General features: G+C 67.1%; 15 protein-coding genes. 14 read left to right on the forward strand and 1 reads right to left on the reverse strand.

Going from position 1 to position 14,362, the window contains the following annotated elements:
- Positions 1-70: 70 nt before the first annotated feature.
- The 4 genes from O6Y00_RS18000 to O6Y00_RS18015 all read left to right on the forward strand — a co-directional run bounded on the left by O6Y00_RS18000 (position 71) and on the right by O6Y00_RS18015 (position 3,285).
- Positions 71-520, forward strand: a complete 450-nt coding sequence (locus O6Y00_RS18000) for an NUDIX hydrolase (protein WP_353443944.1) — start codon at positions 71-73, stop codon at positions 518-520.
- A gap of 4 nt (positions 521-524) precedes the next feature.
- Positions 525-1,424 carry a pirin family protein gene (locus tag O6Y00_RS18005; protein WP_353443945.1) on the forward strand — a complete coding sequence of 300 codons (900 nt, stop codon included), beginning with the start codon at positions 525-527 and terminating at the stop codon, positions 1,422-1,424.
- Positions 1,425-1,651: 227 nt separating this feature from the next.
- Entirely contained in the window at positions 1,652-2,524 is an 873-nt protein-coding gene (locus O6Y00_RS18010) for an alpha/beta fold hydrolase (protein ID WP_353443946.1), read from the forward strand.
- A 281-nt stretch (positions 2,525-2,805) separates the two neighbouring features.
- Positions 2,806-3,285 (forward strand): RcnB family protein, encoded by a 480-nt coding sequence (locus O6Y00_RS18015; protein ID WP_353443947.1) that lies wholly within the window; start codon positions 2,806-2,808, stop codon positions 3,283-3,285.
- Between the two features lie 61 nt (positions 3,286-3,346).
- Here O6Y00_RS18015 and O6Y00_RS18020 read toward each other — a convergent pair whose 3' ends face one another.
- On the reverse strand, positions 3,347-4,447 hold the full coding sequence (locus tag O6Y00_RS18020) for a DUF2332 domain-containing protein (RefSeq protein ID WP_353443948.1): 1,101 nt from the start codon (positions 4,445-4,447) through the stop codon (positions 3,347-3,349).
- Positions 4,448-4,493: 46 nt separating this feature from the next.
- On the opposite strand from O6Y00_RS18020, the gene hisG reads away from it, so the two are divergent.
- The 10 genes from hisG (at position 4,494) to O6Y00_RS18070 (ending at position 14,349) form a co-directional block, all read left to right on the forward strand.
- Positions 4,494-5,162 (forward strand): ATP phosphoribosyltransferase, encoded by a 669-nt coding sequence (hisG, locus tag O6Y00_RS18025; protein WP_243693365.1) that lies wholly within the window; start codon positions 4,494-4,496, stop codon positions 5,160-5,162.
- 124 nt (positions 5,163-5,286) lie between these two features.
- The gene (gene hisD, locus O6Y00_RS18030) at positions 5,287-6,582 is read left to right on the forward strand and encodes a histidinol dehydrogenase (protein WP_353443949.1); all 1,296 of its coding nucleotides are present in this window, start codon (positions 5,287-5,289) and stop codon (positions 6,580-6,582) included.
- A 210-nt stretch (positions 6,583-6,792) separates the two neighbouring features.
- Positions 6,793-7,248, forward strand: a complete 456-nt coding sequence (nusB, locus tag O6Y00_RS18035) for a transcription antitermination factor NusB (RefSeq protein ID WP_056488135.1) — start codon at positions 6,793-6,795, stop codon at positions 7,246-7,248.
- Between the two features lie 111 nt (positions 7,249-7,359).
- A complete protein-coding gene (gene thiL, locus O6Y00_RS18040) occupies positions 7,360-8,253 on the forward strand; it encodes a thiamine-phosphate kinase (protein ID WP_353443950.1) in 894 nt (297 codons plus the stop codon).
- Positions 8,254-8,344: 91 nt separating this feature from the next.
- Entirely contained in the window at positions 8,345-10,501 is a 2,157-nt protein-coding gene (locus O6Y00_RS18045; protein ID WP_353443951.1) for a sodium-translocating pyrophosphatase, read from the forward strand.
- Between the two features lie 137 nt (positions 10,502-10,638).
- Positions 10,639-12,123: a DNA methyltransferase gene (locus O6Y00_RS18050; protein WP_353443952.1), complete on the forward strand. Its 1,485-nt coding sequence runs from the start codon at positions 10,639-10,641 to the stop codon at positions 12,121-12,123.
- A 284-nt stretch (positions 12,124-12,407) separates the two neighbouring features.
- Positions 12,408-12,626: a translation initiation factor IF-1 gene (infA, locus tag O6Y00_RS18055; protein WP_031441079.1), complete on the forward strand. Its 219-nt coding sequence runs from the start codon at positions 12,408-12,410 to the stop codon at positions 12,624-12,626.
- Between the two features lie 46 nt (positions 12,627-12,672).
- Positions 12,673-13,239: a Maf family protein gene (locus tag O6Y00_RS18060; RefSeq protein WP_353443953.1), complete on the forward strand. Its 567-nt coding sequence runs from the start codon at positions 12,673-12,675 to the stop codon at positions 13,237-13,239.
- Positions 13,232-14,179 carry a ribonuclease gene (locus O6Y00_RS18065; RefSeq protein WP_353443954.1) on the forward strand — a complete coding sequence of 316 codons (948 nt, stop codon included), beginning with the start codon at positions 13,232-13,234 and terminating at the stop codon, positions 14,177-14,179. Before O6Y00_RS18060 ends, O6Y00_RS18065 begins: the two co-directional genes overlap by 8 nt.
- On the forward strand, positions 14,176-14,349 hold the full coding sequence (locus O6Y00_RS18070; RefSeq protein WP_353443955.1) for a DNA gyrase inhibitor YacG: 174 nt from the start codon (positions 14,176-14,178) through the stop codon (positions 14,347-14,349). Before O6Y00_RS18065 ends, O6Y00_RS18070 begins: the two co-directional genes overlap by 4 nt.
- Positions 14,350-14,362: the final 13 nt, after the last annotated feature.

A 14,362-nucleotide genomic window follows, 5' to 3' on the forward strand; every position in this document is an offset into this window, starting at 1 on the left:
TGACCGCTGCTCCGTGTCCTCCCCCTCCGTCAGGCTATGCCTGCCACCTCCCCCTGGCGGGGGAGGATCGATGAGCCATCGCACCCCACGCCCGGCCGCGCGCATCCTGCTCGTCGACGGCCAAGACCGCGTGTTGATGTTCCGCTTCACCCCCACCGACCGCCCGCCGCTCTGGTGCACCCCCGGCGGCGCAGTCGATCCCGGCGAGACCTACGCCGCCGCCGCCCGCCGCGAACTCTGGGAGGAAGTCGGCCTCGACATCGACTGTGGCCCCGAAGTCGCGCGCCGCGTCGTCGACTTCCGCACCTTCGAAGGCACAGAGGTCACCGCCGACGAACGCTATTTCCGGATCGACGTCGACACCTGCGAGGTAAAGGCGGGCAATCTCACCGAACAGGAGAAGCAACTGCTCGTCGGTCACCGGTGGTTTTCCCGAAACGACATCGTCGCGCATGACGAAACGCTCTATCCAGCCGACCTGGTCGAACTGCTCGACGCCACGGAACCTGCCAAGGGATAACGCCATGCTCGATGATTTCGTCCTCCAGACCATCCTGCCGTCGACGCACGATCTCGGCGGGTTCAAGGTCCACCGCACGCTGCCGAACAAGGAGCGGACGATGGTCGGCCCGTTCCTGTTCTTCGACCAGATGGGCCCCGCGCATCTCGACCTGGGCCAAGGCATCGACGTGCGCCCGCATCCGCATATCAACCTGTCGACCGTCACCTATTTGTTCGACGGCGCGATCGATCACCGCGACTCGCTCGGCACGCAGGCGCGGATCGAGCCCGGCGCGGTCAACCTGATGACCGCGGGCCACGGCATCGTCCATTCCGAACGCTCGCCCGGCGACGAGCGTGCGGAAGGGCCGAACCTGTCGGGCATTCAGACCTGGCTGGCGATGCCCGAGGCGGTCGAGGAGATCGATCCGGCGTTCGAGCACGTCACCAAGGCGCAGCTGCCGACGATCGAGGCGCATGGCGCGCGCTCGCGGATCATCATGGGGAGCCTCTGGGGCCAGACCGCGCCGACCACGACCTATTCGGGAACGATCTACGCCGACATCGCGCTCGATCCGGGCGCGAGCGTGCCGATCGACGCGGCGGCCGAGGAGCGCGCGATCTACCTCGCAATGGGCGAGGCGACGCTGGAAGGCGTGCCCCTCGAACCGCAAGTCCTCTACGTCCTCCGCCCCGGCATCTCGGCGACGCTGCGGTCCGCACACGGCGGCCGAGCAATGCTCTGCGGCGGCGATGCGTTCACGACCCCGCGCCACGTCTGGTGGAACTTCGTCAGCTCGAACCGCGACCGTATCGAACAAGCGAAGCGCGACTGGAATGCGGGCAACTTCCCGAAAGTGCCCGGCGACGAAAAGGAATGGATCGAAATCCCCGCGATCCCGAAAACGGTAAGCTATCCCTGACTCCTCCCCTCCCGTTTACGGGAGGGGGTAGGGGTGGGCACGCGCCATCAACGAGCGATCCGCTTGTGACTAGCCGCGAGCCCACCCCAGCCCCTCCCGTAAACGGGAGGGGAGATACACCTTCTGCTCCCCTCCCGCTTGCGGGAGGGGTCGGGGGAGGGCATGATCCAAGGGCAGCGCGACGGGCAGGCCCTCCCCTGACCCCTCCCGCAAGCGGGAGGGGAATCATGACACTGCAACGCATCGCGCTATCCACGGGCGTCGAACTCGACGTCGCGATCACCGGAGACCCGGCGAACCCACCCGTCATCCTCCTCCACGGCTTCCCCGAATCGCACCGCACCTGGCGCGCCATAGCCCCGGACCTCGCCAGCGACCATTACGTGATCGCCCCCGACCAGCGCGGCTTCGCACGCTCGTCCAAGCCGGAGGGCGTCGACAGCTATACCCCCGACAAGATCGTCGCCGACCTGATCGCGCTCGCCGATCACCTCGACATCGACCGCTTCACGCTGGTCGGCCACGACTGGGGCGGCGCGGTCGCCTGGATGGCGGCGCTGCGCCACCCCGAGCGCATCGCGAAGCTCGTCATCATCAATGCCCCCCACCCGCTCGTCTTCCAGCGCACCATGCTCGACGACCTCGAACAGCGCGCCGCCAGCCAGTATATTCGCGCCTTCCGCAACCCCGATCTCGAGAAGCATATCGAGTCGATCGGGCTCGAAACCTTCTTCGACACCAGTTTCTCGAAACACGCCGATCTTGCCGCGATGGCCGAGGACAAGGCGGCCTATCTCGACGAATGGGGCCAGCCCGGCGCGATCACCGGCATGCTCAACTGGTACCGCGCGAGCGCGATCGTCGTCCCCGCAATGGACGAAACCCCGCCCCGCCCCGCCTTCCTCGACGCACCGTTCCCGCCCACGAAGATGCCGGTGCTGGTGATCTGGGGCATGCAGGACAGCGCGCTGCTACCGAGCCAGCTCGATCTCGCCGCGTATGTCCCCGATCTCACGATCGAGAAGATCGACGCAGGCCATTTCGTGCCATGGCAAAAGCCAGACGCGGTGATCGCCGCGATGCGTCGCTGGGAAATCTGAGAACACTCTCGATCCTCCCCCGCCAGGGGGAGGTGGCGCAGAAGGCGACGGAGGGGGAGGATACGGAACAGGCGTCGTCGCTTACCGCCCCCTCCGTCTGGCGAGCGCCAGCCACCTCCCCCTGGCGGGGGAGGATCGAAGACATTACCGGCCGATCCATACTCGCGCCGACGCACGCCACCTGTCTGAATCCTGACCACCGCATTCTGTGATCGTTCAGCGGCGCGGGAGCAAAACCGCGTCCATGCCGTTGATTCGGCGTCGAACACAGGAGAGCATTCATGCGTAAGATGATCCTCGCGGCGGTCGCCGCCGCCACCCTCGTCCCCACTGTCGCCACCGCACAGAGCTACGGCGAAGTCCGCCGCGATCAGCGCGAGATCCGCGAGAGCCAGCGCGACCTTCAGCGCGCGCGCCGCTATGGCGACCGCCACGACGTCCGCGAAGCCCGCCAGGAACTGCGCGAAGACCGCCGCGAGGCACGCGAGGACTGGCGCGACTATCGCCGCACGCACGGCGACGTCTATCGCCGCCCCGCCTACGCCGGCCCGCGCGGCTATCGCTATCGCCCGGTGACCGTCGGCTACCGCTTCGCGCCCGCCTATTACGGCCGCAACTATTGGATCAACGACTATCAGACGTACCGCCTGTCGCGCCCGGCCTACGGCTATCAGCGCTGGGTCCGCTACGGTCGCGACGTCGTCCTGGTCGACACGCGCTCCGGCCGCGTCGTGCAGGTCAACAACGGCTTCTTCTACTAAGACCTTCTACCAAGTTCGTGCGGTCCGGGAGCGATCCCGGGCCGCACTCGTATCTGGCGCCTCAGTCCTTCTCGTACGCTCCGCGCCGCATGACATAATCGCGCGTCTCGTACGGCGGCGACAATCCCTCGACCCACGCACCATGCGCGTGCGTCAGCGCGACCAGTTCCATCGCCCGATCGCCCGGCCAACCGCGGACACGAACTTCGTGGCGGTGAAGGTCGCGGTTGGGCTCCATCATCACCCAGCCGAGCGGCCTCTCGACCGTCGCCCGCGCGCCTGCCGCGTCCATCGCGACCCGGATCCGCTCGCGGGAGGCCGGCGGCAGATACTGCCACACCACCGAATGCATCAGCACGCGCGTGACGCCCTCTGGCTGCGGCTCGGCCAATTGCGCCTCGACCCAGTCCGCCGCATCGCCTTCGGCCAGATCGACGCCACCCGCGCGCACGATGGCGATCGCCGTGGCGAGCCGCGCCTGTCGCTCGACCGCATCGACCCAGACATACGCCTCGAGCCGCGCCGCCGCGACCGGATCGGCGACGTCCATCGGGTGGATATCGACGCCGCGTGTCGACGCGATCGCGACCGGCGCGCTCGGGGGCGGCGCACCCCGCCATTCGGGCCGGATCGTCACTGGCGATGAATCCGGCCCGACGGTCACGCCGCCAAGATCGAACCGATAGCGATCGATCAGCAGGTTCAGCCCGGCACTCGATCCGATCTCCAGCGCCTCGAACCGCGGCCCGTACCGCTCGGCCAGATGCGATATGCCGGTCATCATCCCCGCCGACCGCGCCGCTTCGTTGGTTTGCGGCGGTCCGTCGAGCCATAGCTGCAACGCCGCATCGTGTGCGACGAGCGCGGCCTTCAACGTCGCCGACACGCGCGCCGGGTCAATCTCCGCACCGTAGAATATGGCAGAAAGCGCCGGATCGACACCCGCGCGGTGGAGCGCATGCAGCCCGCCAACCAGCCGCAACGCCAGCGCATCCGCGACCGGCTCGCCCGGCCAGTCGAGCACCCGCCGCCCCGTCTCGCTGTCACGATCGAGCGCCTCCGCCAGCGTGGTGCAGACACGAGCCGTGATGGGCGCGTCCATCGCGGTGCAATAGCCCGCCTGGATGTCGAACGCCGCGCGGTTCGCTGTCTCATTTGCCATGCGCAGGTTGTTGCACCCGCCAAGCCCCCCCCGTAAAGCCCGGCGCGTGCCTGACTCCCAGATCATCATCGCCGTCCCCAAGGGACGTATCCTCGCCGAGGCCCTGCCGCTGCTCGCGCGTGCCGGGGTGCATCCGGAAGCATCGTTCTCGGATGAAAATTCGCGCGCGTTGCGCTTTGCGACCAACGATCCGGCGATCTCGCTGATCCGGGTGCGCGCGTTCGACGTCGCCACTTTCGTTGCGCACGGGGCTGCGCAACTCGGCATCGTCGGGTCGGACGTCATCGCGGAGTTCGGCTATTCGGAACTCTACGCGCCGGTCGACCTCGGCATCGGCCATTGCCGCCTGTCGGTCGCCGAGCCTGCCGAGATGGCGGCGCAGGATGATCCGCGCGGGTGGAGCCATGTTCGGGTCGCGACGAAATACCCGCATGTGACGGCGGCGCATTTCGCGAGCCGGGGCGTGCAGGCGGAGTGCGTGAAGCTCAACGGCGCGATGGAGTTAGCACCGACGCTCGGCCTCGCACCGCGCATCGTCGATCTCGTTTCGTCGGGGCGGACGTTGCTGGAGAACGGACTGGTCGAGGTCGAGACGATCATGGAAGTCACCAGCCGCCTCGTGGTCAACCGCGCCGCGATGAAGACGCGCAGCCGGGTCGTGCCGCTGGTCGAGGCGTTCCGTCGCGCTGTCGAAGCGCAGGAGATCGCAGCATGAGCGCCAACCTTCTGCTCCCCTCCCGCTCGCGGGAGGGGTCGGGGGAGGGCATGCCGTCCTCCAGCGTAACGTCTGGGGCTACCACAGCCCCTCCCCTAACCCCTCCCGCAAGCGGGTGGGGAATGTGATTCGCCTTTCCACATCCGACGCGGACTTCGCGACCCGCTTTACCGCGCTCGTCGAAGACCGCCGTGAATCCGACGCGGGCGTCACGCAGGACGTCGCCGCGATCATCGCTGCCGTCCGTCGTGATGGGGAGACCGCGATCCGCGACCTCACGCAGAAGCACGACCGCCACGATCTGGAAGCTACCGGCTGGCAGATCGATGCCGCCGACTGCAAGGCCGCCTTCGACGCGCTCGACCCGGACCTGCGCACCGCGCTCGAACTCGCCGCCACTCGGATCCGCGCGTATCACGAGAAACAGCGCCCACTCGACAGCGACTCGGTCGATTCAGCGGGCGTGAGGCTCGGCGCACGCTGGTTGCCCGTCGATGCCGCGGGCATCTACGTCCCCGGTGGACGCGCCGCCTACCCTTCGTCGCTGCTGATGAACGCGATCCCCGCCAAGGTTGCGGGCGTCGGCCGTCTCGCAATGGTTACGCCGACCCCGGACGGTCAGATCAACCCGCTGGTCCTCGCCGCCGCACATCTCGCGGGCGTCGATGAAGTCTGGCGAGTCGGTGGCGCGCAGGCTGTCGCGGCGCTCGCGTACGGCGCAGGCCGGATCGAACCGGTCGACGTCATCACCGGCCCCGGCAATGCCTGGGTCGCCGAAGCCAAGCGCCAGGTCTACGGCGTCGTCGGCATCGACATGGTCGCGGGTCCCTCGGAAATCGTCGTCGTCGCGGACGCGCTCAACGACCCCGAATGGACCGCCGCCGACCTGCTCAGCCAGGCCGAGCATGACGTGACTACGCAGTCGATCCTGTTCACCGACGACGCAGCCTTCGCCGACAAGGTCGCGGACGCCGTGGACCGCCAGCTTCGCGACCTCGCCACTGAAGCCGTCGCGCGTGTCGCATGGGAGACCAACGGCGCGATCGTCGTCGTCGACACGCTCGCCGATGCGATCCCGCTGGTCGACCGGCTCGCCGCCGAGCATCTCCAACTGGCGATCCCCGACCCGCAAGGATTCTTCGACCGCATCCGCCACGCCGGCTCGGTCTTTCTCGGCCGCTACACCCCCGAGGCGATCGGCGATTACGTCGCCGGTCCGAACCACGTCCTCCCCACCGGCCGCCGTGCGCGCTTCGCCAGCGGGTTGTCAGTGCTCGACTTCATGAAGCGCACCAGCTTCCTGGCGCTGGACGAGGCGTCCTTGCGCGAACTCGGGCCAGCCACGGTCGCCTTGGCAAACGCCGAGGGTCTACCTGCGCACGCAAAATCGGTGGCGTTGAGGCTGCGGCTGAACAGTTAGAGTTGTTCACGCGAAGGCGCAAAGGCGCGAAGATGTCGTCATGCGGCGCAGCCACTGCGCAATCGTATCGACGTTGTAAAACGGCCGCTACGCGGAAAGCGCATCATCTTCGCGCCTTTGCGCCTTCGCGTGAACAAACTCTTGTTCGCCAGCCCGCCCGAAACGCAAAGGGCTGACACACACGCCCCCCGCGCCTACAGGCAACCGCTTATGACTCGAACCGCCCCCCGCACCAAGGCGCGTGCCGCCGCTCGCCTCGCCGCCGTCCAGGCGACCTACCAGCACGAGATGGAGGGCACCGCGATGCCCGTCCTGCTCAACGAATTCCACCAGCACCGGCTCGGCGCAACGATCGAAGACGTCGAATATGCCGAGGCCGATGTCGACTTCTTCGACGATCTGGTGACCGGCGCCAACGCGCGCGCCGGCGAGATCGACGTGCTGATCGAGGGCAAGCTGGCCAAGGGCTGGACGCTCGCCCGGCTCGACAAGCCGATGAAGGCGATCATCCGCGTCGGCACGTATGAGCTGCTCGCGCGCAAGGACGTGCCGGTGGCCGCGGTGATCAGCGAATATGTCGACGTGGCCCATGCGTTCTACGACAAGCGCGAGTCCGGCTTCGTGAACGGGTTGCTTGACGGTATCGCCAAGGAAGTGCGGGCGTAAACTCCCTCTCCCCTCCGGGGAGAGGGTCGGGGTGAGGGGCTGCCAAGCAGTGTGGCGCCTGGAACGGCCCCTCACCCCAGCCCTCTCCCCGGAGGGGAGAGGGAGCGGAGAATGAACGAAGCCGAGTTTATTGCTGCACTGCGTCGGCTTCCGCTCCATCCGGCGGCGCGTGGCCTCGACGACGATACCGCGCTGCTCGACGTGGGCCCGCTTGTCGTCACCACCGACACGCTGGTCGAAGGCATCCACTTCCTCCCGACCGACCCCGCGCAGGACGTCGCGTGGAAGCTGGTCGCGACCAACCTTTCCGATCTGGCTGCCAAGGGCGCTAGGCCCGAAGGCATCCTCCTCAACTACCCGCTTGGCGACGATGCTTGGGATCACGCGTTTCTCGAAGGGCTCGCGGAAGTTCTGACGGCCTTCGATACGCGCATCATCGGCGGCGACACCGTGACGCTTCCACCGAATGCTCCTCGTGTCCTGACTATCACCGCGTTCGGCAGCAACGCCGCGGCGCCCGCCCGAAGCGGCGCACGCGACGGCGATGCGCTCTACGTAACGGGCACGATCGGCGACGCGGGCGCGGGTCTCGCGATCGCACTCGGCGCGCAAGGCCCAGCCCAACTCCTCGCCGCATACCGGCGCCCGCAGCCACGGCTCGCCGACGGTCGCATACTTGCCCCGCATGTCCACGCGATGATGGACGTGTCCGACGGCCTCCTCATAGACGCATCCCGCATGGCGTCAGCCAGTAGCCTCGCCGTCAGCGTCGACCTCGCGCGCATCCCGCTTTCCGACGCCTATCGCGCGTTCTCCGGCGACCGGCTCGCAGCAGCCACCGCGGGCGACGACTACCAACTGCTTTTTGCTGCACCGCAAGGTTTCGTTACCGACGCCGCGCGAATCGGCGCGTTCTCGGCCGGCTCGGGGCTTACCCTGCACGACTCCGGCAAACTCGTCCCGCTCCCGCCAAGTCTAGGCTACGAACACAACCCGATCGGATAACTTGCGCAATGCACCCGCACTGATAGGCTCCTGACATCGGGACTCGGCAAAGCCGGGACCGGAGAGGACCTGACAAGAGGGATAGCGCCGTATGACGACCGTCTATTTGGCCATGATCTGCGGCGTCATCGCCGTCCTATATGGTTTCGTCACCAGTCGACAGGTGCTCGCCGCCTCCCCCGGCAACGAGAAGATGCAGGACATCGCCGCCGCCATCCAGGAGGGCGCGAAGGCCTATCTCGGGCGGCAATACACCACGATCGCGATCGTCGGCGTCATCGTCGCGGCGATCCTGCTGTTCACGCTCGGTATGATCTCGACGGTCGGCTTCGTCATCGGCGCGGTGCTGTCGGGCGTTGCTGGTTACGTCGGCATGAACATCTCGGTTCGCGCCAACGTCCGCACCGCGGAGGCCGCGCGGACGTCGCTGCAGGCTGGCCTGACGCTGGCGTTCCGCTCCGGGGCGGTCACCGGCATGCTCGTGGCGGGTCTCGGCCTGCTCGCGATCAGCGCGTTCTTCTGGTACCTCACCGGACCCGCCGGCCATGCGCCGAACGACCGGATCATCGTCGAGGCGCTGACCGCACTCGCCTTCGGCGCATCGCTGATCTCGATCTTCGCACGGCTCGGCGGCGGAATCTTCACCAAGGCGGCAGACGTCGGCGCGGATCTGGTCGGCAAGGTCGAGGCCGGCATTCCCGAGGACGATCCCCGCAACCCCGCGGTCATCGCCGATAACGTCGGCGACAACGTCGGCGACTGCGCGGGCATGGCCGCCGATCTGTTCGAGACCTACGTCGTCACCTTGGGCGTGACGATGATCTCGATCGCGCTGCTCATCCAGGCGAGCGGCGCCGAGCTGATGCAACTGATGACCCTCCCGCTGCTCGTCGGCGGGGTGTGCATCGTCACCTCGATCATCGGCACCTACATGGTCCGGCTCGGTGGCGGCAGCATCATGGGCGCGCTCTACAAGGGCTTCTTCACCTCGACGATCCTGTCGATCCCGGCGATCTACCTTGCCACTCAGTACGTGCTCGGCGACCTCCACCGCGTGATCGGCGGCGCGGGGTTCCTCGATCCCGCGACCGACGATCTCACCACGCAAGCCGCCCCGTCGCTGACGCAGAGCTTCACCGGCATGGACCTGTTCTGGTCGATGATGATCGGGCTCGTCGTCACCGGGCTGATCGTCTGGATCACCGAATATTATACCGGCACCAACCACCGTCCGGTCCAGTCGATCGCCAAGGCATCGGAGACCGGCCACGGCACCAACGTCATCCAGGGCCTGGCGATCAGCCTCGAGTCCACCGCGCTGCCGACGCTCGTCATCGTCGTCGCGGTGATCGTCGCGTACCAGCTTGCAGGGATCATCGGCATCGCGTTTGCCGCCACCGCGATGCTTGCACAGGCTGGCATGGTCGTCGCGCTCGACGCGTATGGCCCCGTCACCGACAATGCGGGTGGGATCGCCGAGATGGCGGGGCTACCCGACGACGTCCGGCAGCGCACCGATGCGCTCGATGCGGTCGGCAACACTACCAAGGCGGTGACCAAGGGCTATGCGATCGGCTCGGCCGGGCTTGCCGCGCTCGTATTGTTCGGTGCGTACACCACCGATCTCGCGACCTACTTCCCCGACGTCACGGTCGATTTCAGCCTGTCCAACCCGTACGTCATCGTCGGCCTGCTGCTCGGCGCGCTGCTCCCGTATCTGTTCGGCGCGTTCGGCATGACCGCCGTCGGTCGCGCAGCCGGCGCCGTCGTCGAGGAAGTCCGCGAGCAGTTCCGCAACAACCCCGGCATCATGCTCGGCACCAGCCGTCCCGACTACGCGCGGACGGTCGACCTCGTCACCAAGGCGGCGATCCGCGAGATGATCGTGCCCTCGCTTCTCCCCGTCCTGAGCCCCCTCGCGGTGTATTTCATCATCACCGCGGTCGCCGGCCAGGCCGCCGGCTTCGCCTCGCTCGGCGCGATGCTGCTGGGCGTGATCGTCTCCGGCCTGTTCGTCGCGATCTCGATGACCAGCGGTGGCGGCGCATGGGACAACGCCAAGAAATACATCGAGGATGGCCATCACGGCGGCAAGGGTTCCGAGGCGCACAAGGCCGCGATCACCGGCGACACCGTCGGCGATCCCTACAAGGACACCGCCGGCCCCGCGGTGAACCCGATGATCAAGATCACCAACATCGTCGCGCTGCTGCTCCTCGCGGCACTGGCCGGCGGCGGGGTGGGGTAAGCGTTCGGCGACCGCCGTCATTCTGATCTTCGTCAGGATGATGGCGGTTCGCGAGCCCCTCCGCATCGGACCATGTCCACCGACTGTGGATGCATCTCGCTTGGACGGAGACGCGATTGTGACCGCATCCTTCGGCGATGCGAAACCGTCCCGAGAATCACCTCTTCTACGGCGACAATCTTGCCGTTCTCCGCAAGGAAATCGCCGACGAGAGCGTCGACCTGATCTATCTCGACCCGCCGTTCAACTCGAACGCGAATTACGGCATCCTGTTCAGGGAGCCCGACGGCAAGTCCTCCAACGCGCAGATCGAGGCGTTCGAGGATACCTGGCACTGGAACGAGAGCGCCGAGGACGCCTTCGATCAGGTCGCGCGGAGCGGCAGCACCAAGGCGTTCGACCTGCTCAACGCGATGCGCGGGTTTCTCGGCGACAACGACATGATGGCGTATCTGGCGATGATGGCGATCCGCCTGCTCGAACTGCACCGCGTCCTGAAACCGACCGGCAGCCTGTATCTTCACTGTGACCCGACTGCGAGCCACTACCTCAAGCTCCTCCTCGATGCGATCTTCGGCAAGCGCCAGATCGCGAACGAGATCATCTGGTGCTATCGCCGCTACACCGCGACGAGCAACCGCTTCCAGCGGCTTCACGACACGCTACTTTTCTACGGCAAGACCGACCAGCGCCGGTTCAACGACATCCGCATCCCGTATGGCGACGCCTCGGGGAAGCAGGATTCGCACTATCGCCAGGACGACGCTGGCCGCTGGTTCCGCTGGCAGAAGCGCAAGGATGCCGAACCTTATCGCATCTATCTCTCAGACGGCGTGCGGCTCGGCGACTGGTGGGACATTCCGATCATCAACGCGTCGTCGAAGGAGCGGCTGGGCTATCCCACGCAGAAGCCGTCGGCGCTGCTGGAGCGGATCATCGCCGCGTCGTCGAACGAGGGCGACGTCGTGCTCGACCCGTTCTGCGGCTGCGGCACCGCGGTCCACGCGGCGGAAAAGCTCAAGCGGCAATGGATCGGGATCGACGTCACGCATCTCGCGATCTCGCTGATCGAGAAGCGGATGAAGGACGCGTTCCCCACCGTCACCTTCACCGTCGAGGGGACGCCGAAGGATCTCGCCTCGGCCTGCGATCTCGCGTTGCGCGACAAATACCAGTTCCAGTGGTGGGCGGTCTCGATGGTCGACGCGTTGCCGTTCGGGGGCAGGAAGAAAGGCGCGGATGGCGGGATCGACGGGCTGATCTACTTCAACGATCACGACGCGACGTCAGGCAAGATGATCACGCACCGCGCGATCGTGTCGGTGAAGGGTGGTCTCAATCCCGATACCGCGATGGTCGAGACGCTGGCGGCGACGATCGCGCGCGAGAAAGCGCCGATCGGCATCCTCATCATGAACGCCAAGCCGACGCGCGAGATGGAACGCCGCGCCGCCGCAGTCGGCATCTACCGCGCCGGCGTCGACGAGACATTTCCGAAGCTCCAGATCCTGACACTGGCCGACCTGTTCCAGGGCAAGCGGCCGCGCATCCCCAACGTCGACCGGGCTGCATTCCGACGCGCCGCGCGTGAGGCCACCGCACTTCAACCGAGCCTGTTGTGACCGCGCGTGAATGCCGTGGTCGAACCAACGCCCGTCATCCTGACGAAGGTCAGGACCCAGGACGACAAGGGACGGCGTGTCGTGGCTCTGGGTCCTGACGTTCGTCAGGATGACGGAGCGCAGCATAGCGCGCCCTTGTCTCCATCATGCCGAACGCCGATATCCACGTCTCGACCAGCGGGTGCGGGCATGACGCCTGTGTCCGCTGTCGGCCGTGCTTTCCTTTTTCGCGAACCTGCGGTAAGGGCGCTCGTCCCGAAATTCCCCCAATTCAGAGATTATATTTGGCCAAGGAAGAACTGCTCGAGATGCGCGGCCGCGTGGTGGAACTCCTCCCCAACGCGATGTTCCGGGTTCAGCTCGAAAACGACCACGAGATTCTCGGTCACACCGCCGGCAAGATGCGCAAGAACCGCATCCGCGTGCTGGTCGGCGACGAGGTGCTGTGCGAACTCACGCCGTACGATCTGACCAAGGGTCGCATCACCTACCGCTTCAAATAAGCCCGTGGGTGTTTAGGCGCCCATCGCTTTTCAAGACGAGGCACCTGTGCTGGTCCTAGCCTCCTCATCGCCCCGTCGCCGCGATCTGCTCGCGCGGCTCGGCGTCGTGCCGTCGCGCGTAGTATCTCCCGACATCGACGAGTGCCCGCGCAAGGCCGAACCGCCCCGCGCCTACGCGCTGCGCCTGGCGATCGAAAAAGCCAGTGCGGTAGAGCGTGCCGAGGGCGAGATCGTCCTCGCCGGCGATACGACGATCGCGCTTGGCAGCCGCATCCTGCCGCCTGCCGACACGCTCGAGATCCAGCGCGATCTGCTCGGCAAGCTCTCGGGCCGGCGCCATCACTGCCTGTCCGCGGTCTGTGTGATCGATGCGGCGGGCAAGGTCCGCACGCGCATCGCCGACACGATCGTCGCGTTCAAGCCGCTCTCCCCCGCCGAGATCGACGACTATCTCGCGTGCGGCGAAGGGCTCGGCAAGGCGGGCGGGTACGCGATCCAGGGCCGCGCGGAGGCGTTCGTCCGCTTCCTGTCGGGCAGCCATTCGGGCGTCGTCGGCTTGCCGTTGTTCGAAACCCGGGCGCTGTTGAAGACCGCTGGCGTCGCGCTTGCCTGAGTGGCTCTACGAAGCCGGCATCGGCGAGGCGCGCGCCGCGCTGGTGGACCATGATCAGATCGTCGAAGCCGCGATCGAACTCGACACTGAGGCACTTAAGGTCGGCCTCGTCGCCCGCGCGCGTCTCGTCGAACTGCTGCCGGGCCGCCGCGGTCGCGTCACGCTCGACGGCGGCGAGGCGCTGATCAACCACCTCCCCCCCGGCATCACGCAGGGCGCCAGCCTTACCGTCGAGATCGTCCGCGAGGCGCTCCCCGAAGCGGGCCGTGCCAAGCTTGCCAAGGCCGTCCCCAGCGACCAGCCGCCCTGCCCTGCCCCGACACTGTACGAGCGCCTCATGGCGACCGGCCTGCCCGTCCGCAGCCCCCGTGCGCACGAACCCGACGCGTTGGAGGCGGCGGGCTGGTCCGAACTCCTCGACGAAGCGACCAGCGGCGAGATCGTGTTCCCGCTCGGGGCGCTGCGGCTCTCGCCGACGCCGGCGATGACGCTGTTCGATGTCGATGGCGCGCCGCCACTGGACACGCTCGCGATCGCCGCCGCGCATGCCGTGGCGCGCGCGATTCGTCGCCACGGCATCGGTGGCTCGATCGGCATCGATTTCCCGACGTTGCAGGGCAAGGTCCAGCGCAACGCGGTGGCCATGGCGATCGACGACTCGCTGCCGCAGCCGTTCGAGCGCACCGCGATGAACGGTTTCGGCTTCCTCCAGATCGTCCGCCCCCGCCCGCGCGCGTCGATCCCCGAGATTCTCCGTGCCGATCCGGTCGGCGCCGCAGCCCGCGCTGCGCTCCGCACGCTCGAACGCACGCCGCCGACCGCCTCGCGCCGTCACACCCTGCCTGCAGCCATCCATGCCCGTCTCGTGGCCCGCCCGGACTGGCTCGCGGAACTCGCGCGCCGTACCGGCGTCGTCCACGAACTGGAGAGCGCCCGATGACAACCGTCAAATGCCCGATCTGCGACCAGCCTGCGGTCGCCGAGTACAAGCCGTTCTGCTCGAGTCGCCACCGCGACCGCGACCTGTTGCAGTGGCTCGGCGAAGGCTATCGCATTCCCGGCCGGCCGATATCGCAAACGGGGCTGGACACCGCCGAAGACCCCGACTAAACGCGCCCTTCCG

Source organism: Sphingomonas faeni (assembly GCF_040407565.1).
Lineage (GTDB): Bacteria > Pseudomonadota > Alphaproteobacteria > Sphingomonadales > Sphingomonadaceae > Sphingomonas > Sphingomonas faeni_F.